This is a genomic window from Pseudomonas sp. LH21 (assembly GCF_036549575.1).
In the GTDB taxonomy this organism is placed as follows: Bacteria; Pseudomonadota; Gammaproteobacteria; order Pseudomonadales; family Pseudomonadaceae; genus Aquipseudomonas; species Aquipseudomonas peradeniyensis.
In genome coordinates this window covers 3,592,128-3,610,933 of the sequence record NZ_CP144367.1, presented here as the reverse complement: position 1 = coordinate 3,610,933, position 18,806 = coordinate 3,592,128, and the positions used below count along the sequence as shown (strand labels likewise).

Annotated in this window: 20 protein-coding genes and 1 pseudogene; 10 read left to right on the top strand and 11 right to left on the bottom strand. The window is 64.5% G+C overall.

Annotated features, from left to right (window positions below; genetic code table 11):
• The first annotated feature begins 135 nt into the window (after positions 1-135).
• The 5 genes and pseudogenes from VUG52_RS16210 (at position 136) to VUG52_RS16190 (ending at position 2,608) form a co-directional block, all read left to right on the top strand.
• Complete coding sequence (locus VUG52_RS16210) at positions 136-876, top strand: hypothetical protein (protein ID WP_050705240.1); 741 nt, start codon at positions 136-138, stop codon at positions 874-876.
• Between the two features lie 65 nt (positions 877-941).
• Positions 942-1,187, top strand: a complete 246-nt coding sequence (locus tag VUG52_RS16205) for a type II toxin-antitoxin system Phd/YefM family antitoxin (RefSeq protein ID WP_050705246.1) — start codon at positions 942-944, stop codon at positions 1,185-1,187.
• Positions 1,177-1,458, top strand: a complete 282-nt coding sequence (locus VUG52_RS16200; protein WP_050705241.1) for a type II toxin-antitoxin system RelE family toxin — start codon at positions 1,177-1,179, stop codon at positions 1,456-1,458. The genes VUG52_RS16205 and VUG52_RS16200 overlap by 11 nt, the downstream gene beginning before the upstream one ends.
• A 26-nt stretch (positions 1,459-1,484) precedes the next feature.
• Positions 1,485-2,047: pseudogene (locus tag VUG52_RS16195) on the top strand (hypothetical protein).
• Between the two features lie 210 nt (positions 2,048-2,257).
• Positions 2,258-2,608 (top strand): EF-hand domain-containing protein, encoded by a 351-nt coding sequence (locus tag VUG52_RS16190; protein WP_162232962.1) that lies wholly within the window; start codon positions 2,258-2,260, stop codon positions 2,606-2,608.
• Between the two features lie 115 nt (positions 2,609-2,723).
• Here the strand turns inward: VUG52_RS16190 and VUG52_RS16185 are convergent, their stop codons facing one another.
• Complete coding sequence (locus VUG52_RS16185) at positions 2,724-4,148, bottom strand: aminotransferase-like domain-containing protein (RefSeq protein WP_050705242.1); 1,425 nt, start codon at positions 4,146-4,148, stop codon at positions 2,724-2,726.
• 438 nt (positions 4,149-4,586) lie between these two features.
• On the opposite strand from VUG52_RS16185, the gene VUG52_RS16180 reads away from it, so the two are divergent.
• Together VUG52_RS16180 and tam are read left to right on the top strand one after the other, a co-directional pair.
• Positions 4,587-5,996, top strand: a complete 1,410-nt coding sequence (locus VUG52_RS16180) for an amino acid permease (protein WP_331831763.1) — start codon at positions 4,587-4,589, stop codon at positions 5,994-5,996.
• Between the two features lie 153 nt (positions 5,997-6,149).
• Complete coding sequence (gene tam, locus VUG52_RS16175) at positions 6,150-6,926, top strand: trans-aconitate 2-methyltransferase (protein WP_331831761.1); 777 nt, start codon at positions 6,150-6,152, stop codon at positions 6,924-6,926.
• On the opposite strand, the gene VUG52_RS16170 is transcribed toward tam, so the two are convergent.
• Positions 6,903-7,277 carry a DUF2784 domain-containing protein gene (locus VUG52_RS16170; RefSeq protein WP_331831760.1) on the bottom strand — a complete coding sequence of 125 codons (375 nt, stop codon included), beginning with the start codon at positions 7,275-7,277 and terminating at the stop codon, positions 6,903-6,905. The two genes, tam and VUG52_RS16170, sit on opposite strands and share 24 nt — an antisense overlap.
• A 984-nt stretch (positions 7,278-8,261) precedes the next feature.
• On the opposite strand from VUG52_RS16170, the gene VUG52_RS16165 reads away from it, so the two are divergent.
• On the top strand, positions 8,262-8,813 hold the full coding sequence (locus VUG52_RS16165; RefSeq protein WP_331831759.1) for an isochorismatase family protein: 552 nt from the start codon (positions 8,262-8,264) through the stop codon (positions 8,811-8,813).
• The gene (locus VUG52_RS16160; protein ID WP_305728808.1) at positions 8,810-9,892 is read left to right on the top strand and encodes a DUF1615 domain-containing protein; all 1,083 of its coding nucleotides are present in this window, start codon (positions 8,810-8,812) and stop codon (positions 9,890-9,892) included. Before VUG52_RS16165 ends, VUG52_RS16160 begins: the two co-directional genes overlap by 4 nt.
• Positions 9,893-10,060: 168 nt before the next feature.
• Here VUG52_RS16160 and VUG52_RS16155 read toward each other — a convergent pair whose 3' ends face one another.
• The 9 genes from VUG52_RS16155 to VUG52_RS16115 form a co-directional block, all read right to left on the bottom strand.
• A complete protein-coding gene (locus VUG52_RS16155) occupies positions 10,061-10,930 on the bottom strand; it encodes a metal ABC transporter substrate-binding protein (protein WP_050706539.1) in 870 nt (289 codons plus the stop codon).
• Positions 10,927-11,826 (bottom strand): metal ABC transporter permease, encoded by a 900-nt coding sequence (locus tag VUG52_RS16150; RefSeq protein WP_050706538.1) that lies wholly within the window; start codon positions 11,824-11,826, stop codon positions 10,927-10,929. Before VUG52_RS16150 ends, VUG52_RS16155 begins: the two co-directional genes overlap by 4 nt.
• Positions 11,826-12,572 carry a metal ABC transporter ATP-binding protein gene (locus VUG52_RS16145; RefSeq protein WP_050706537.1) on the bottom strand — a complete coding sequence of 249 codons (747 nt, stop codon included), beginning with the start codon at positions 12,570-12,572 and terminating at the stop codon, positions 11,826-11,828. The genes VUG52_RS16150 and VUG52_RS16145 overlap by 1 nt, the downstream gene beginning before the upstream one ends.
• Positions 12,569-13,480, bottom strand: a complete 912-nt coding sequence (locus tag VUG52_RS16140) for a metal ABC transporter substrate-binding protein (protein ID WP_050706536.1) — start codon at positions 13,478-13,480, stop codon at positions 12,569-12,571. Before VUG52_RS16140 ends, VUG52_RS16145 begins: the two co-directional genes overlap by 4 nt.
• 10 nt (positions 13,481-13,490) lie before the next feature.
• Positions 13,491-14,060, bottom strand: a complete 570-nt coding sequence (locus tag VUG52_RS16135; protein WP_262974619.1) for a DUF6162 family protein — start codon at positions 14,058-14,060, stop codon at positions 13,491-13,493.
• A complete protein-coding gene (locus VUG52_RS16130; protein WP_050706534.1) occupies positions 14,057-14,374 on the bottom strand; it encodes a hypothetical protein in 318 nt (105 codons plus the stop codon). Before VUG52_RS16130 ends, VUG52_RS16135 begins: the two co-directional genes overlap by 4 nt.
• The gene (locus VUG52_RS16125) at positions 14,371-14,907 is read right to left on the bottom strand and encodes a thiamine pyrophosphate-binding protein (protein WP_262974620.1); all 537 of its coding nucleotides are present in this window, start codon (positions 14,905-14,907) and stop codon (positions 14,371-14,373) included. Before VUG52_RS16125 ends, VUG52_RS16130 begins: the two co-directional genes overlap by 4 nt.
• On the bottom strand, positions 14,904-16,106 hold the full coding sequence (locus VUG52_RS16120) for a PepSY-associated TM helix domain-containing protein (protein WP_262974621.1): 1,203 nt from the start codon (positions 16,104-16,106) through the stop codon (positions 14,904-14,906). The genes VUG52_RS16125 and VUG52_RS16120 overlap by 4 nt, the downstream gene beginning before the upstream one ends.
• Positions 16,107-16,220: 114 nt before the next feature.
• Positions 16,221-17,414, bottom strand: a complete 1,194-nt coding sequence (locus VUG52_RS16115; protein ID WP_262974622.1) for a PepSY-associated TM helix domain-containing protein — start codon at positions 17,412-17,414, stop codon at positions 16,221-16,223.
• Between the two features lie 316 nt (positions 17,415-17,730).
• On the opposite strand from VUG52_RS16115, the gene VUG52_RS16110 reads away from it, so the two are divergent.
• Positions 17,731-18,714, top strand: a complete 984-nt coding sequence (locus VUG52_RS16110) for a TauD/TfdA family dioxygenase (RefSeq protein ID WP_050706530.1) — start codon at positions 17,731-17,733, stop codon at positions 18,712-18,714.
• The last annotated feature ends 92 nt before the right edge of the window (positions 18,715-18,806 follow it).

The window sequence follows — 18,806 nt, the reverse complement described above, 5'->3', positions numbered from 1 at the left end:
AGGGGAGCGCGTACATTTCGGTCATCGTGCAAGGCAGCCTCATCACACGCAGCCAACCCTTGCCCGAACCCGGTGTTCTTGGCACCCTTGCCTGCCTTGCCTCTCGTCACGCCCGTAAAACAAGGAACCCTCAAGGTGAATTGGGAAAAAGTCGGTAAATCCCTGGTGGGCCTGCTGGCCCTGGCCATCGTCGCTGCCACGCTCTACGCGGTGCTGCGCGACGACGACCGCCTGCAGGCGCGCCTGACCTATGCCCATCTCACCTACCCAGGCCAGTTCAACGAGCGCATCAGCCAGGCAAACGACCTGCTCAAGTACGAGCGGCTGCACTCGCAGATCAGCGAGATCGGCGCCGGCGCCCTCAGTCATCCGCAGATCGACAAGCTGGTCGACCTGGCGCAGGCCCCTTACCTGCAACTGTTTGCCCGGCCGTTCGAGGCCGGGCTGGTGGATCACCGCACCGGCCTGCTCATCGAGCTGTACAACCCCGCCCAGGCGCCGCTCAAGGCCGTGCACATCCGCTTGCCGGCCAAGGGCCTGGTGCAGGTGCGCGACGCCGCCGGCAACGACACGCTGGTGCCGACGCCCACCAGCAGCATCGACCTGCCGGCCATCGACGGGGTGAGCGAGAGCAAGGTCTGGGTGTACTTCGACGCCGACTATTCGCAGATCCGCCAGGGCGGGATCAGCATCCGCGATGCCGATGGCAGCGCCGATATCCAGGTGACCCGCGAGGTGGTGGGGTTCCCGGCGCTGCTGGCGCGCTACAGCCAAGTGGTGGTGGCGGTGTTTGCCGGGTTGGTGCTGGGAGTGCTGGCGTTGGCCTATGCGTGGCTGGGGCGGGCGAGGGCAGCGAGTAATTCGCTTCCCCTGTAGGCAGGTCTGCTTGAAAAGGACCTGAATCATGACCAAAATATAGCGCTTGAATGAGGGCTATTATCATGCAGAACATCTTTGCCGACGTCACCGTCAGTGTCTCGGAATTAAAGAAGAATCCTACGGCAGTCATGGCCGATGCACAGGGGAAACCAGTGGCAGTCCTCAACCATAACCGCGTCATGGGCTACATGGTGCCTGCTGAACTCTACGAGGCGATGATGGAACGACTGGAAGACATCGAACTGGTGGCATTGGTCAAGGCGCGTGCAGGAGAGAAAGGCATCCCGGTCGAGCTGGATGACCTATAGGCTCGAGTTCCTGCCTTCGGCCCTGAAGGAGTGGGAGAAGCTGGGGCACACCGTGCGTGAGCAGGCCAGAAAGAAGCTCCGGCAACGCTTGCTCTCACCCAAGGTCGGGGTGGATGCGCTGCGTGATTTGCCCAACCACTACAAGATCAAGCTCAGGGCCAGCGGCTATCGACTGGTCTACCGCGTCGAGGATGATCGGGTGGTGGTTGTGGTAGTGGCGATAGGCAAGCGCGAGCGCGGGCAGGCCTATCGCTCGGCTTACATTCGCTGAGCTCCTGCAACATCCCAGCTAGGTCGTTGGCGTACAGGCTGACAGTAAGGCCTCGATGGCGAACCCCCGCGTACGCTTTGTGCCGCCCGCCAGGGCATCATGCCCGTTACGATGCCGCCGGTGGTTTCTGCTACCTCAACAATGCCGCCTTAGCCGCCCAGGTACTGCGAAGTCGCTACAGCCGCGTGGCTATCCTGGACACCGACATGCAGTGGATGCAGGAGATCTTCTACGAGCACGACGATATGCTGTATGTCTTGGTGCACGGCGCCCGACCAACTTCTATCCCGGCGTGGCGGGCTTTGCGGACGAGCGTGGTCAAGGCGCGGGGGAGGGTTGCAATCTTAATCTGCCGATGGCTCATGGAGCCAGCGAGGCGGACTTCATGGCGCAGCTGGAGATCGCGCTCGAGGCGGTGAAGGCATTTGGTGCCCAAGTGCTGGTGTTGTCGCTAGGCTTCGATATCTACGAGCTGGATCCGCAGAGCAAGGTGGCGGTGACGACCAACGGTTTTGCGCGGTTGGGGGAGCGGATTCGAGCGCTGCGGTTGCCCTGCCTGATCGTGCAGGAAGGGGGGCTATCACCTTGAAACGCTTCAAATCAACGCAGAAGCTTTTTTCGGCGAACTCATTGCTCGTTAGGAGGTGATCAATGTTGGTGAGGGCTGAGCGTTGTTTTCAGAGTAAGGCACCTGAATATATGGGGGAGGCCTAGTAATTTTACTAGTTGTTCCTTTTTTGACCTGGTGAGACCCTAGCGTAGCGGGATAAATGGAATCTCTTCTTTTGGAGTGATGATTATGGAAGATAAAATGTACAAAGGTACACCGATGAAAACTACGCTTGATGCTCAGGTGGTGGAGAAAAGCAGGCCTGTAGTCCAGATCCAAACATCGGTCGTTATGGGTTTAGGAGACTTCTATCTTTGGGAATATGTATTCAAGCCTCTTGATCGCAATCGTGATGGTGTGGTTGCAGTTAGTGAGATTCGAAGATACTTCCATGAGAAAGTCCAAGAATTTCAGAATCTTGAATCTGAATTTCGAAAGGTGCTGGATGAAAATGGCGATGGAGTGGTGACGCTTGAAGAGTTTTTGGAGTGCGCCAGGACAGCCGAGATGGAAATTACCACAACTACAGTGCGCAAGTAGTGCTGTCTCTTATCTGATTTTGGATTTGGTGAGCACTTGAAGGTGACAGTTCAGTGCTGCTTGCTACCGCTGCGGGTCTCTTTTATTGCGCTTGACTCAGACGCGCAGCGTATTTTCAAACGCTGCCTCTACGCACATGCTTCACCAACACCTTCTCCAGCAACTCCCACATCGCTGGATCGGTACTGAACGCCACATTGAAGCGCATCCACCCGGTGGCCTTGGCATCGACCATGAATAGCTGCCCGGGGCCGAGCATGATGCCTTTCTCCAGGGCATCGTCCAGCAGCGCGGCGCTGTCGGGGATCGCCGGATGGCGGGTCCAGATATACATCCCCTCGTCCGATTCGATGAACAGCTCGAAGCCCAACCGGTGCAGGTGCCGGCCCACTTCCTGATGCGCCTCGGCCAGGCGCTGGCGCAGGCGCTTGAGGTGCTTGCGCCAGCGACCATCGATGATCGCGGCGTAGACCACCCGCTCCATCACCTGCGAGGTAGTCAGGCCCGAGCGCATCTTCAGGTGCAGCAGTTGCTGGGTCAGCTCGGGGTTGGCCAGCAGGTAGCCGACCCGCACATTGGGCGAGATGCTTTTCGAGTAGCTGCCCACGTATACCACCTGCTGCAGGTGGTCGAGGCTGGCCAGGCAGGGTAGTGGGTCGGCGATCATGTCGGCGTAGAGGTTGTTCTCCACCAGGCGGAAACCATGCTGGCTGGCCAGTTGCAGCAAACGGTGCAACTGCGCCAGCGGGGTGCGCGAGCAGGTCGGGCTGTGCAGGTGCGGCTGGGTGAAGAACGCCGTGGGGCGGTGGTGGGCCAACAGGCGCTCGAGCTGGTCGAGGTCGTAACCCGCCGGGGTGCGCGGCACGCCCACCAGGGTGGCACCCTGGGTGCGCAGGATGCTCATCAGGTTGGGGTAGCCGGGGTCGTCCACCAGCACCACGTCGCCGGGGCTTACCAGGGTGCGCACGGCCAGGTCCAGGGCCTGGCTGGCGCCGTGGGTGAGCATCAGCTGCGCCGGGTTGGCGACGATCGACAGTTCCTGCTGCAGGTTCTGCGCGGTCAGCGCGCGCAGCTCCGGCAGGCCCAGGGGGTCGCCGTAGCCGGACAGCTCCAGCGGGCTGCCTGCCACCTGGCGCAGGCCGCGACGCAGGCCTTCCTCGTACATCCAGTCGTTGGGCAGCCAGCCGCAACCCGGCTTGAACGGCAACTGGCGGATCTCGAAGATCTGCTGCAGGTACCACTCGGAATTGAAGGTGGGGCGGCTGGTGTCGACCTCGACGTTGTGCTTGTCCAGCAGCTCGTTCGCCGCACGATTGACGAAGAACCCCGCATTGCCCTTGCTCACCAGCAAGCCCTGGGCCACCAGCCGGTCGTAGGCCTCGACCACGGTGAAGGTGCTCACCGAGTAGGTCGAGGCAAACGCCCGGATCGACGGGACCTTCGCCCCCGGCTTGAGCGTCTGGTCGTCGATCAGCGCGCGCAGCCCGTCGATGATCTGGTTGACCAGCGGGGTGGAGGAGTCCGGATGGAGCTGGAGCATTCGGGGGCCTTCAGGTGTGCGCGGCGACAGGCGCCTGCAGGGGTATCGCGGGTGTATTGCATCGGCGGCCTGTACAGTGCAGTGCGTTTTTCATGCCGCTGTGCATGGCTCAATGTGTTCGACATTTTTACATTACGTGTCAGATATAGCCAACACAGCACGTACCAGCGCCATGAATAATCACAACATCGCTGCTTTGTCCTCGGGGTTTGCCCCGCACCTTCCTTTCGCCTGGCCGGGCGCTTCTCGCCCGTCTCCAGCATGGTTCAGTTCGTCCAGAGGATTGCCTCTGGCCGCGTAAGCAGGCCGCCACGGATGGCCTGCGTGTGCTCCGCACACCTCCCTGCCCGCAGTAGCACTGATGTACAGGTGAGACCGATAACCATCGGGGTTTCACAGTTTTTCCTTGGATAAAAAGAAGCACGGGGTAAATAACTGATGGACGCAACATCCACATCCACCACCGCGAAGGATGGGCACGAGAGCAAGCTCAGTGCCTCGCTCAAGTCGCGCCACCTGACGATGATGTCGATCGCCGGGGTGATCGGCGGCGCCTTGTTCGTCGGTTCCGGCAGCGTGATCCACAGTGCCGGCCCGGCGGCCGTCCTGGCCTATCTCGCCGGCGGCATCCTGGTGGTGCTGATCATGCGCATGCTCGGCGAAATGGCGACCTCGTCGCCGGACACCGGCTCGTTCTCCACCTACGCCGACCGCGCCATCGGCCGCTGGGCCGGTTTCACCATCGGCTGGCTGTACTGGTGGTACTGGGTGATCCTCATGGCCTGGGAGGCCTATGTCGCGGGCAAGATCCTGCACGGTTTCTTCCCTGATGTGAGCGTCAACGTGTTCGTGCTGGCCACCACGCTGCTGCTGATCACCGTCAACTTCTTCAACGTCAAGCACTACGGCGAGTTCGAGTTCTGGTTCGCGCTGATCAAGGTGGTGGCGATCGTCTGCTTCCTGGTGGTGTGCACCGCCGCGGTGATGAACATCTGGCAGTTCGGTGAAGTGCGCGGCATCACCCACCTGACCGCCGAAGGCTTCATGCCCAACGGCATCACCACGGTGATCGGGGCCTTGCTGGGGGTGATGTTCGCCTTCCTCGGCGCCGAGATCGTCACCATTGCCGCCTCCGAGGCGAAGGACCCGGCCACCCAGATCGTCAAGGCGACCAACTCGGTGGTATGGCGGGTGTGCCTGTTCTATGTCGGCTCGATCTTCCTGATCGTCTGCCTGGTGCCGTGGAACGACCCGCAGTTGGGCGTCTCCGGCTATGGCGCCTACCGCCGTACCCTGGAGCTGCTGGGCGTGCCGTATGCCGAGCTGCTGATGAACTTCGTGGTGCTGACCTCGGTAAGCAGCTGCCTGATCTCCGGCCACTACACCGCTTCGCGCATGCTGTTCTCCCTGGCCCAGCGCGGCGACGCGCCGCGCCTGTTCAAGTTCACCCGCACCGGTACCGGCGTGCCGGTGAACGCGATCATCGGCTCGTGCCTGGTGGCGGTGTTCTGCGCGCTGATCAACTTCAGCGAGACCCTGCGGCCGAAGGACGTGCTGGAAACCCTGATGAACACCACCGGCATGATCGCCCTGCTGGTGTACCTGGTGATTGCCTTCTCGCAGCTGCGCATGCGCCGCAAGCTGGTCGCCGAGGGCAAGGAAGTGCGCCTGAAGATGTGGCTGTTCCCGTGGCTGACCTACCTGGTGATCGTGTTCATCGTGGCGGCCCTGGTGACCATGGCCTTCATGCCTGACTACCAGATCCTGGTGATCTCCACCGGCATCGCCGCGGCCATCGTGGTGGCCATGGGCGTGGTGCACCAGATCCGTAGCGCCAAGCGTCACTGATTGCGCTAGTGCCTCTGGCGACGGCCGGTCCCTTTCGAGGGTCCGGCCGTTTTCGTTTGTGGGCAAAGCCTTGTTCGCCAGTCAGATCATCCTTACGTTGCAGCATGCCGACATGGCTTATGCTGCACACAATTGCCCTACGAGGAGTTGCCCATGGCCTGGTCCGCCACCCAGTATTCGTTGTTCGAAGACGAACGCACCCGCGCCGTGCGCGATCTGCTGGCCGCCGTGCCGGCGCGTCCGGCGCGGCATGCCACGGACCTGGGCTGCGGTCCGGGCAATTCCACCGAGGTGTTGTTGCAGCGCTGCCCGGATGCCCAAGTCCTGGCCCTGGACAGCGATCCGGACATGATCGACAAGGCCCGGCAGCGGCCACGGCTGAGCATTCCGCGGGTACGCTGCGAGATTGGCGAGATCGCCAGCTGGACGGCCCATGAGCCCCAGGACCTGATCCTGGCCAACGCGTCGCTGCAGTGGGTGCCGGACCACGCCAGCCTCTACCCGCACCTGGTGCGGCAACTGAGCGAGGGCGCTAGCCTGGCGGTGCAGATGCCCGACAACCTCGACGAGCCGGCGCACCGGCAACTGCGCGAGATTGCCAGCCAGGGGCCCTGGGCCGGGAAGTTCGCCGATTTCAGCCTGCCGCCGCGGCACAATGCCGGTTTCTACTACGACCTGCTCAGCCCGCTGTGCGCGCGGGTGGATGTGTGGCGCACCACCTACCACCACCCGCTGGTCGGTGGTGCCGAGGCGGTGGTGGAGTGGTTCAAGGGCTCGGCGTTGCGGCCTTACCTGGCGCGGCTGGACGAGCAGGACCAGGCGAGTTTCCTGCAGCTTTATTTGCAGGCCATGCAGCGTGACTACCCACCGGCCAGCGATGGCAGGGTGTTGCTGCCGTTCCCGCGGTTATTCGTGGTGGCGACGCGCTAGGCGCCAGATTACGTAGGCGTAGACGCCGAGGTTGAGTAGCAGTACGACGGTGCCCAGCCACAGCTGGATCTGTGGGGTCAGGCCGGCGGGGTAGATCACTGGCCAGATGTAGTGTTCGACGAAACCGCCGTGGTAGCCGGCGTCGCCGGCGGCATTACGCAGGTGGTTTTCCCAGTCGGTCAGGGGGCATTCCAGGTGCAGGCCTTCCACGGCAAGGCCCCAGGTGAGGGCGGGGAGATGGAGGAGCAGGGCGCGGCGGCGCCAGAGCACCAACAGGCCGCCGAACAGGACCAGCAGGATGAACGAGAGGTGGAACAGGACCAGGGTGTCGGCGGCCAGGCGGTAGAACATGGTGGGTGGGGCCTTGCTGTTGGAGTTGGGTTAGTTTGTCATGGTTTTTGTTTTTGAGTTTTTGAGTTTCTGGGGCTGGGTGGTGGTTGTTTTGGTAGTTGTATGCGCATTCATTTGCGATGTCGACGCTTATTCACCTTTCCGCCCTTGCGGCGGGTTACTTTGGTCGTGGCCAAAGTAACCAAAGCCGTGGCGCTCCATTCATCCGGCCCTGCGCTTCGCTCCGGGTTCCCTCACTCCGGCCTTGCTCCCGGGAGGACCGCGCTGCAGGGCCCATCCTGGGCCCCAGCGCTTGACGGGCATCCATGCCCGTCACCTCCCTCCGCAAGTCCTGCGTTCGGCCTCCTGAAGTCGCGAAGTTACGGGCGGCGCCTGAACTGGCGCAGCTGTCGCTAGTTGGAGGTTTAGTTAATCTCTCGATCGCATCGCGGGGCAAGCCCGCTCCCACGCAATAGTCGCCGTTATATAAAACCCTGTAGGAGCGGGCTTGCCCCGCGAAAGGGCCGGAACAGCCAATACATAACTAATGGTCAAACAACTAGCTTCGCGTTTCTTGCTCTTGCTCTTGCTTCTAAGCGCGCAGTAGTTCAGGCAACACCAATTGCGACTTCAGGAGGCCGAGCGGAGTTCTTGCGAAGGGAGGTGACGGGCATGGATGCCCGTCAAGCGCTGCGCCCCAGGATGGGGCGTTCAGCGCGGTCCTCCCGGGAGCAAACAAAGGCGTGAGGGAATCCCGCCACGAGCGGGACGGATGAACGGAGCGGAACGGTTTTGCCTACTTTTCCCTAGAGAAAAGTAGGTCGCCGTAATGGTGAAAAGGTGACTAAATGTCGACATCACCTACGAATGCGCATACAACTATCAAAACAACCGGCCTCAGTTATACGGAAAACCCATAATCCACCCTGCAAAACCAGCAGCCCCGATTGACGCCACCCCCCGCCTGGGTAAGGCTACCCCCTCCCCCAAACCATGAGACCACCAATGCTGATCGATCCCCGCAAGGCCACGCTGCTGGTCGTCGATATCCAGGAAAAACTCATCGCTGCCATGAGCGACCCCGAAGGCACCGCAGCCCGTGCCCGCTGGCTCCTCGCGGCAACCGCCGAACTAAAACTCCCAACGGTGATCTCCGAGCAATACCCCAAGGGCCTGGGCCACACCCTGGCCGCCCTCAAGGCCGCGGCGCCAGCCGCCGAAATCGTCGAGAAACTGCACTTCTCCTGCGTCGCCGCCGAATGCCTGCCCTCCAGCCTGCTCGACCGCGAACAGGTCATCGTCTGCGGCATGGAGACCCACGTCTGCGTGCTGCAGACCGTGCTCGGCCTGCGCGCCCTGGGCAAGCAGGTGTACGTGGTCGAGGACGCCTGCGACAGCCGCACCCTACAGAGCAAGGCAGCGGGCCTGACGCGCATGCGCGATGCCGGGGCGCAGGTGGTCACCCGCGAGATGGTTCTGTTCGAGTTGCTGGGCAGCTCCAGCCACCCGCAGTTCCGCCAGATCAGCAAGACCTACCTGGTCGGTGAACAGCCCTGAACGCCCGCCTGCTGACCACCGCGCTGCTGGCCCTGGGCCTGCTCCAGGGTTGCGCCGGGCGACGTGAGGAAGCCGCCGAGGCCGACCCGGCCAAGGTCCGCACACAGCTCTTGCGCCTGCTCCCAGCCCAGGTCAAGGACCGCCAGGGCTGGGCAGAGGATATCCAGGTGGCGTTCCAGGCCCAGGGCATCAGCCCGAGCAAGAGCAACCTGTGCGCGGTGCTGGCGGTGACCGAGCAGGAATCCACCTTCAACGCCGACCCGCAGGTGCCGAACCTGGGGCGCATCGCCCGCGAGGAGATCGACCGTCGGGCGGCGCGCCTGCATGTGCCCAGGCTGCTGGTCGACGGCGCCCTGGACACGCCCTCGGCCAACGGTAAGACCTACCAGCAACGGCTGCTCGCCGTGCGCAGCGAAAAACAGCTCAGCGCCCTGTACGACGAGGTGATCGGCGGCCTGCCGCTGGGACGCTCGCTGCTGGGCGGGTTGAACCCGGTGCGCACTGGCGGGCCGATGCAGGTCAGCGTGGACTTCGCCGAGCGGCACGCCAAGGGCTATCCCTACGACCACACGGGCAGCATCCGCCAGGAGGTGTTCAGCCGCCGCGGCGGAATGTACTTCGGCATCGCCCACCTGCTCGGCTACCCCACCCACTATGAGCGCCAGCTGTATCGCTTCGCCGATTTCAACGCGGGTTGGTACGCCAGCCGCAACGCGGCGTTCCAGGCGGCATTGAGCCGGGCGAGCGGGGTGTCGCTGGCGCTCGATGGCGACCTGATCGCCCCCGGCGCCATCCTGCCCGGCACCACCGAGCAGGCGGCGCGCAAGTTGGGTGCGAAGCTGGGGCTGCGCAATCCGCAGATCAGGGCTCAGCTGGAGAAGGAGAATGGCCTGGAACTGGAGGACACCGCGTTGTATCGCGGGGTGTTCGCCCTGGCCGAAGCGAAGGCGGGCAAGGCACTGCCACGGGCAGTTTTGCCGGGGATCGAGCTGAAGAGCCCGAAGATCACCCGCAAGCTGACCACCGCATGGTTTGCCGGCAGGGTGGATGAGCGGTATCAGCGGTGCATGAAGCGTTGAGGTGGTCCTATGGAATTGAACATGACGCATTGATTTAGCAGAGGCCTGTGGGAGCGGCTTTAGCCGCGAACACCGGCGAAGCCGGTGCCATGCACCGTGTTGCTTTCTTCGCGGGTAAACCCGCTCCCACAGGGTATTTGTTCCCTTCGCGATTTCCTGCAAAGGCGCTCAACTATCGCCGAGGGCCTTGACCACCTGCTCGACACTGGCCTTGAGCCCCGCCACGGTGTCGTCCGGATCGCTGTCCACCACCAGCAACTTCGCCCCGGAAGCGGCGATCATCTCGGCCACCTTTGCATCCGGCTGACGATGATGCAGCACCAGCGCCACATCCTGTGCCTTGAGGTTCTCACCCAGCGCCTTGAGCATCGCCTCGTCCCACTTGTCGTCGGCCGGCAGCGGCTGTTCAGCCACATCCAGGTTCAACCCGCTGGCCAGGTAGCCCAGGCGCTCGGACAGGCTGACCACGGTCAGGTTGTCGACCTCGGCCAGGCGTGTCTGGCTGTTGGCGGTCAGCTCCAGCATCTGCCGCTTGAGGCCGGCCAGGTTGCCCTGGATCTTCGCCTTGTCGGCTGGCGAGAGGCGTTCGAGATCGTTGGCCACTACATCGGCCATGCGCCCCAGGTTGGTCGGGTTCAGCCAGGGATAGGCGGCGAAGGCCTCGTCACCCTTGACCGCGATACCGGGCAGGGCGCCGTCCACCGGGCGCGCGGCGTCGATCTCGACGATGCGGATGTTGCTGCGTCGAGCCATGGGGTAGAGCGGGTCGTCGCGCCAGATCGAACGCACACCGATGACCGCGTCGGCTTTCGATGCCGCTTTCTGCAGGCTGACGCCACCACGACCGCTGAAGTACGAGGGCTGGCGGCTGGCCGGCAGGTTGGCAGGCGCGGCGCGTTGAAGCTGCACCGAGGTACCGTCGAGCAAGGCGCTGGCCAGGCTGTGGGTCACCGGCAGGGTGGTCAGCACTTCAGTGGCATTGGCCAGCAGCGGCAGGCCGCTCAGGGCCAGGGCCAGGGTGAGTTTCTTCAGGATCATGCCGGGTTTCCTTGCAGGCGGGGGACGAGGGCGCGGGCCAGGGCGGCGAGGGCGAAGCAGACCCCGGCGACCAGGATGATTGCCGCGCCCGAGGGCACCGGCAGGTCGAAGACGATCGGCAGCAGGATGCCGAGCAGGGTGCTCAGGGTGGCGATGATCACCGAGACGAAGAAGAAGCCCTTGAGCGACTGGCTGACCAGCCGCGCCGCCGCCGCCGGGATCACCAGCAGGGCGCCGACCAGGATCGCGCCGATCACCTTGACCGAGGCCACGGTGACCAGGGTCACCAGTACCACGAACAGGTAGTCCAGGGTCTTCACCGCCACCCCGCGTACCGCCGCCAGCTGCGGGTTGAAACTGGCCAGCATGATGCGGTTGTACAGCGGCAGGGCCAGGGCCAGCACCAGCACGGCGACGATGGCCAGCACCAGCAGGTCGTGGGCGCTGACGGTGAGCACCGAACCGAACAGCACGTTCTCGAGGATGTGCACGTTGATCTTGCCGGCCAGCATCAGCAGCAGGCTCGCCCCCAGGGCCAGCGACACCGACAGGAACACGCCGATCAGCGTGTCCGGGGACAGTCCGGTGCGGTTGCGCAGGAAGTTGAGCAGGATGCCGAACAGCAGGCAGTAGCCGAACAGGCTGCCGTACGGGCCGGTGTAGGGCTCGCCGAGCAGGATGCCGATGGCCACGCCGGTCAGCGCGGCGTGGCCCACCGCCTCGGAGAAGAAGGCGAAGCGCTTGACCACCACCAGGGTACCCAGCCCGCCCAGCACCGGGCCGATCATCAGGCCTGCCAGCAGGGCGTTGACCACGAAACCGTAGGCCAGCGCCTCCGGCAGGTAACCAGCGGTGGCCCAGTCCTGGACCAGCTGGCGGAACGATTCGAAACTCATCAGGCAAGGCTCTCGCTGCGCGGGTGGACGGAGAACAGCCCGAGCAGGCGCTCGGGGGTCAGGGCCTGGGCCGGCGGGGCGTCGAACAGCACCTGGCGGCTCAGCCCGGTGACCCGGTCGGCCAGGCGCAGTACCGCTTCCAGGTCGTGCTCGATCCACAGCACGGTGGTGCCGGCCTGGCGCCAGCCGTGCAGCAGTTGCTCGAACACCTGGATACCGGCCTCGTCGAGGGCCGACATCGGCTCGTCCAGCACCAGCAGCTGTGGCTCGGGGATCAGCCCCTGGGCCAGCAGCACGCGCTGGCGCTCGCCGCCGGACAGCGCGCCCATGCGCCGCTTGCGCTTGTCGAGCATGCCCACCCGCGCCAGCGCCGCGTCGATCGCCGGGCGCACGCGCCGGGACAGGCCGAGGAACGCCGGGCGGCGCTGGCACATGGCGGCCATGAAATCGTCCACGGTCATTGGCAGGCCGCGGTCGAATTCCAGGGCCTGTGGCACGTAGCCGATCACTTCACGCTCACCGGGCCAGTGCAGGGTCAGCTGGCCCTGGTGCGGCATCTGCCCGAGCAGGGTCTTGATCAGCGAGCTCTTGCCGCCGCCGTTGGGGCCGACGATGGCGTGCACGCTGCCGGGGGCGACGCTGAAGCGTACGTTCTCGAGAATGCGCGTGCGGCCAAGGGTGAGGTCGATGCCGTCGAACTCGATGCGTGGCCCGCAGGCGCTGGTGAGGTTGGCGGCGGCGGTCACGTGCGGTTCTCCTGGATGGCCTGGACCACCGTGTCGAGGTTGCGCTTCATCTCCACCTCGTACTTCTCGGTGGTGTATTCGCCGTAGGAGATGTGCGTGAGCGGGTAGATGCGCACGCCGGACTCGCGGTGGATGGTGTCGACATAGGCCGAGGGGAAGTCCATCTCCGAGAAGATCACCTTCACATCCAGGGCCTTGAGCTGGTCGATGGTCTTCTTCAGCTGTGCCGGGCTCGGTTCGATGCCGTGGGCTGGTTCCACCACGGCGGTGACTTCCAGGCCGAAGTCGCGCACCAGGTAGTCGTAGGCGGCATGGATGGTGGCGACGCGGAAGGTCGCGTCAGGCGCCTGGGTGACCTTGGCCAGGGCCTCGGCGCGCAGGGCGCGCAGGCGCTTGGCGTAGGCCCGGGCGTTCTGCGTATAGAACTTGGCGTTGTCCGGGTCGAGCTTGCCCAGCTCGCGGGCGATGTTGTTGACCTGGGCGATGGTGGCGCTGATCGACAGGAAGGTGTGCGGGTTGACCACCTTGCCGGCGCCGCGGGCGGCAATGCCGGTGGCCGCCAGCAGCGGCACGTTGGCGTTGGACTCGATGGTCTTGATATCGGGCTTCTCGCTGGCGGCGATCATGCGGTCGGCGAAGTCGTCGTGGCCGACGCCGTTGAGCACGATCACGTCGAGGCTGCCGATGCGCTTGATGTCCTCGGCGCGGGGCTCGTAGGCGTGGGGATTGAAGCCGGCCGGGATCAGCGGCACCACCTCGGCCTTGTCGCCGACGATGTTGCTCACGTAGCTGTAGTAGGGGTGCAGGGTGATGCCGATGCGCAGCGGCTTGCCGTTGTCGGCGAGGGCCACGGCGGGCAGGGTGCAGGCCAGGAGCAGCGCCAGGGTGCGGCGGGCGAAGCGAAGCATGGGCAGGTCCTTAGTGACGGTGTTGGCGGGTGACCCCGGCGTCGTAGTGGGTGACGATCTGCTGCCAGCCGGCGGCGATCAGCGCATCGCTGTCCAGCGCGTCGGGGGGCAGGGCGGTGCTGTCGCGGCGCAGCCAGACATCCGGCTGGGCATCGCTGGCGGTGGGCAGGATCACCAGGAAGCTGCCGGCCACCTGGGCGTCCTGGCTGCGGCCCAGGTAGGCGCCGTTGGCCAGCAGCGACCACTGGTGGCTGCCGCGGCTCTGGCTGCTGGCGTCGCTGACGAACGGCGGCAGCCCCTCGTCGGCCAGGGCCTGGGCGTCCGGGGCGACGCCGTTGTCCTCGCGTAGGGCGCGGATCTCCTCGACGGCCACCCACAGGTCGGTGTGGATGCCCTGTTCGGCGGCATTGAGGTCGCGACGGGCGTCGAGCTGGTGGGCGGCGATGGCCTGTTCATCCTCGCGCTCGCCGCGCACGGCCACCACACTGGCGGCCAGCACCACGATCAGCAGCGCAACCAACAGCACATAGAGGGTCTCGTGCCCGGCGCCGGCCGGGCGCACCACCTGGGCGCAGCTCATGGCGCACCGATGTCGGCGTGGTCCACTTCCACCACGTGGCCGGGGCCGGCATCGAACAGCACGTAGAACTCACCCTCGGGGCGCTTGAAGGTCAAGGTCGAGTCGTCGCCGAGCTTGCTCGCCACCAGCACCTGTTCGTCGTAGCCGATCACGTCCAGGGTCACGCCGGGGGCGCCGCTGCCGTCGGAGAAGCCACCCTTGCAGGTGATCTGCTCGCCGTGCTCGGTGCACTCGCACATCGGGTTGTGCGCCAGCGCCGGGGTGGCGGCCAGGGCCAAGAGGGGCAGGGCGAGCCTGCGCATCAGCTGTTTCATTTGTTGCCTCCTTGTTTCTCGAGCCAGGCCGCGGTGGCGGGGGATGCCTTGGCCAGCGGCACCGAGGCCTGGTACATCTTGCCGTCCCAGCCTTCGATGGTGATCCAGATGTCGGCGTCGGGCCGGGTGCGTGGCGGGATCGGCAGCGAGGTGCCCATGCGCGCCGGGGCGCCGAAGAAGATCGTGCCGGCGGCGCGCAGGCTGCGCGGCTTGCCCACCCGCAGGTAGGTGGCCTTGACGCCTTCGTCGCAGCTTGTACAGGCGGCGTTGAAGGCCTTGAAGTAGCCGGCCGGGCCTTCGGCGCGCGGGGCCTCGTCGCGCAGTTCGGCCAGGTCCAGGGTCCAGCGCCCGACCTGGATATCCTCGACGATGTTGGCGCCCAGGCCGCTGTCGCCGCGGAACAGGCTGGCGTCGGCGAAGTACTTGGGCATGAAACCCAGGGGAATGAGGATCAGCAGGATGTTCAGGTGGAAGCGCCATTTCAGCCACAGCTGCTTCAGGCCGCTGGGCGGCAGGGTATCGGTCTGGCTCAAGGTTGGGCCTCCAGGGTGGTTGGGCTGGCCGCGGCGTGCTTGCGTGCCGGATGCTCGCCGCGCTTGAGGGCGGCGAGGGTGGCCTGGGTGGTGCGTTTGGTCCAGATCAGCAGGCCACTGAACACCATCAGGGTCAGCACCAGGCCGAAGAAGAACCAGATCAGCTTGATCGCCAGGCCACCGAAATCACCGGTGTGCAGCGGGCGCATGGATTCGGTGACGAACTCGAGGGCCGAGCGGTCGCCAAGCAGGAACTGGCTGTCGACGTTGGACGTGTAAGGGTTGACCTCGGCGGTCTGGAACATCAGCGGGTACCAGCCGCGCCCGCCCATGCTGTAGTGGCTGTAGGCGGTGGCCGGCAGCGAGATGAAGCTGATGTCCAGGCCGGGGATCTTCTGGCTGGCAATGCGTGCCGCCTGGTCCAGGTCGATGCGCGGCGCGGGGCTGCCGTCGGCGCTCTGCGGCACCTGTTCGCGGGCGATCACCGGCACGATCGGCTCGCTGGAGATCGTCACATGGTTGTCGGCGAGAATCGCCTGGATCAGGAACCAGGTGCCGGTGATGGCGATCACCGCGATGAACCAGATCGACCACACGCCGGCCAGGCGGTGCACGTCGCCCCAGAAGATCCGTGGGCCGTGGCCGGTGCGCAGCGGTTTGAAGAAGCCGCGCCAGAACTTCTTGTACACCACCAGCCCCGTGACCAGCGAGGCGAGCATCGGCAGCCCGAGCAGCGACACCAGGTACCAGCCCCAGCTGTAGCCGTTGGTGAAGGGCACCAGCCACCAGCCGTGCAGGGCCCGGGTGAAGGCCTCGAAGTCGAAGTCCGGGCGCTGGCCCTGGATGGCCCCGGTGTAGGGGTTGACGTAGAGCAGCGCGTTGGTGCCGTCGGCACGGGTCACCGAGGCCTGCAGGGCGAAGTGCGAACCGTCCGGTTGGCTGAAGAAACGCACCGCCAGCTCAGGTTCGGCCTTGTGCATGGCGTCGAGCACCTGCTGGTAGCTCAGGCGCTGGCTGTCGCCGTCGGGCTTGCTGGCGCGCACGTCGGCGTTGGCCAGCCAGACGATCTCCTGGCTGACCACCGCGAGCATGCCGGTGAAGCAGACGATCAGGACGAAGAACCAGATCGGCAGGGCAAGCCAGCTGTGGACCAGGAACCACAGCTTGGAATTGGATTTCTTTCTCGATTGTCGGGCCATCGCTCGGTCTTCTGCATATGAAAATACGGTCGAGTCTGTGCTCAACCTGGAAGGCTGCATAAGTAAGGACGAATGAGAATCAGAAAGCTGCCAAGGCAAATGAAAGAAAATGTTTCAAGAACTGGACGTGACCTCCGTCGAAAACGCTGCCTTGGCCGTGCGCGCCTGCTTCTGGCTGCGCTTGATCGCGTTGGCGGTGGCCAGGGCGGTGCGTTTGCTCCAGATCAGCAGGCCGCTGAGCACCATCATGCTCAGCAGCAGGCCGAAGAAGAACCAGATCAGCTTGCTCGTCAGGCCGGCGAACTCGCCGGTGTGCAGGGGGCGCATCGACTCGGTGAAGATCTCCACGGCCTTGCGATCGCCCAGCAGGCGGCTGGCCTCCATCGCCCCGGTGTAGGGGTTGATCTCGGCCTTCTGGTACACCAGCGGATACCAGCTCATGCCGCCGATGCTCAGGTGGGCGTAGGCGTTGCTGGGAAAACCGACATAGTCGACGGTGAAGCCGGGGATCTCGCGCTGGGTGATCCTCACCGCTTCGTCCGGGCTGATCATCGGCGCGGGGCTGCCGTCGGCGGTCAGTGGCACCGTTTCGCGGGCTACCACCGGAATGATGGGCTGGCTGGAGATGGCGATATGGTTGTCGGCGAGCAGCGCCTTGACCAGGAACCAGGTGCCGGTGATGGAGATCACCGCGATGAACCAGATCGACCAGATGCCGCTCAGGCGGTGGAAATCGCCCCAGAAGATCCGCGCGCCCTGGTTGAAGCGCAGGGTCGGCTTGAAGAAGCCTTTCCAGAAGCGCTTGTAGATCACCAGGCCGGTGACCAGCGACGCCAGCATCGGCAGGCCGAGCAGCGACACCAGGTACCAGCCCCAGCTGTAGCCGTTGGTGTGGGGCACCAGCCACCAGCCGTGCAGGGCGCGGGTGAACTCTTCGAAGTTGAACGATGGCGGGACGCCCTGGATGTGCCCGGTGTAGGGGTTGACGTAGACCCTCAGGGTGCGGCCGTCGGGGTAGGTGACGTCCGACAGCATGGCGAAGTGCGATTCGCTCAGGGTCATCAGGCTGGCCACGGCGATGCCGGGCTGGTCGCGTTGCATGGCCACCAGCAGCTCGTCGTAGTTCAGCCGCCGGGCCTCGTCCGAAGGCGGGTTGGCGCGGGTTTCCGGGTTGGCCAGCCAGACGATCTCGCGGCTGATCACCGCCAGGGTGCCGGTGACGCAGACGATCAACACGAAGAACCAGATGGGCAGGGCCAGCCAGCTGTGCACGAGGAACCAGATTTTCGAGCGTGACTTTTTCGACATGGGGTACGCAGTGTCAATGGCGAAGTTCAGGGGCAAAAGCCCGGCCGTATCAGAAAGAGACGCATGAGCAGGGCAAAACCTGATGGATCAATTGCAAGCAAGTGTTTCCAGGGCGTCCCGCACTGGCGATACAAGCGCTCGTGGGAGCGGGCTTGCCCCGCGATCACCGGCAAGGCCGGTGCCAGGCGCTGCAGTGCCGGTCTTGTTCCTGTATGGGGACTAATTTGCCTGCCCCTCGAAACGTCCTCCTATCACCGGACACGAGCGTGCCCATGGGTCGCCGGTCCCTTTATCGAATGTGTACAGGAGGCCCGTCATGGGTGTTGCTGTGGGATTTACAGTGCGTCCGCTGTTGCCGGAGCAGGGACGTTTGCCGTTGCTGGTGGAGGCGGGTGACGACGACACCAGCCTGTTGGAGGTGTTCGACGAGCTCAAGGCGCTGGTGGATGAGCACCTGCCGCGCGACGGCGGCATCCTGTTCCGCGGGTTCCGCCTGGAGGGCGCCGAGCAGTTCCGCCAGTTCGCCGCCAGCTTCGGTCACCCCCTGCTCAACTACGAGTTCGGCTCGACGCCGCGCACCAACGTTACCCAGGGGGTCTACACCTCCACCGAGTACCCGGCGCACCAGCATATTCCGCTGCACAATGAACAGGCCTATTCCCGCGACTGGCCGATGAAGATCTGGTTCTACAGCATGATCGCCGCCCGCAGTGGCGGCGAGACGCCGATCGCCGACAGCCGCGAGGTCTATCGCCGCGTGCCGGCGCATATTCGCGAGCGTTTCGTCAGCAAGGGGCTGATGTACGTGCGCAACTTCGGCAACGGGCTGGATGTGTCGTGGGAGGATGTATTCAATACCGATGACCCGCAGGAGGTCGAAGCCTACTGCAAGGATCATGGCATCACCTGCGAATGGAAAGATGACGGCGAGCTGCGTACCCGTCAGGTGTGCCAGGCGGTGGCTCGGCACCCGGTGACCGGCGACATGGTCTGGTTCAACCAGGCGCACCTGTTCCATATTTCCAACCTGCCGCCCGAGGTGCGGGAAAGTCTGCTGGATATCGTCGATGAGGAAGACCTGCCGCGTAACGTCTACTACGGCGACGGTTCGCCCATCGAGGACGAGGTGCTCGAAGAGATCCGCCAGGTGCTGGAAGACTGCAAGATCAGCTTCCCCTGGCAGGAGGGCGACGTGATGATGCTCGACAATATGCTCGCCGCCCATGCCCGCGCGCCGTTCGAAGGCCCGCGCAAGGTGATCGTGGCGATGGCCGAGGGGCACTCGCTGGATCAGGCCTGACCTGTCGATCGTTCCTGCGGGCCGGCGCGACCTCCTGTAGGAGCGGCCTTGTGCCGCGAAAGGGGCGCACAGCGCCCCATCGCTCCCGCGCC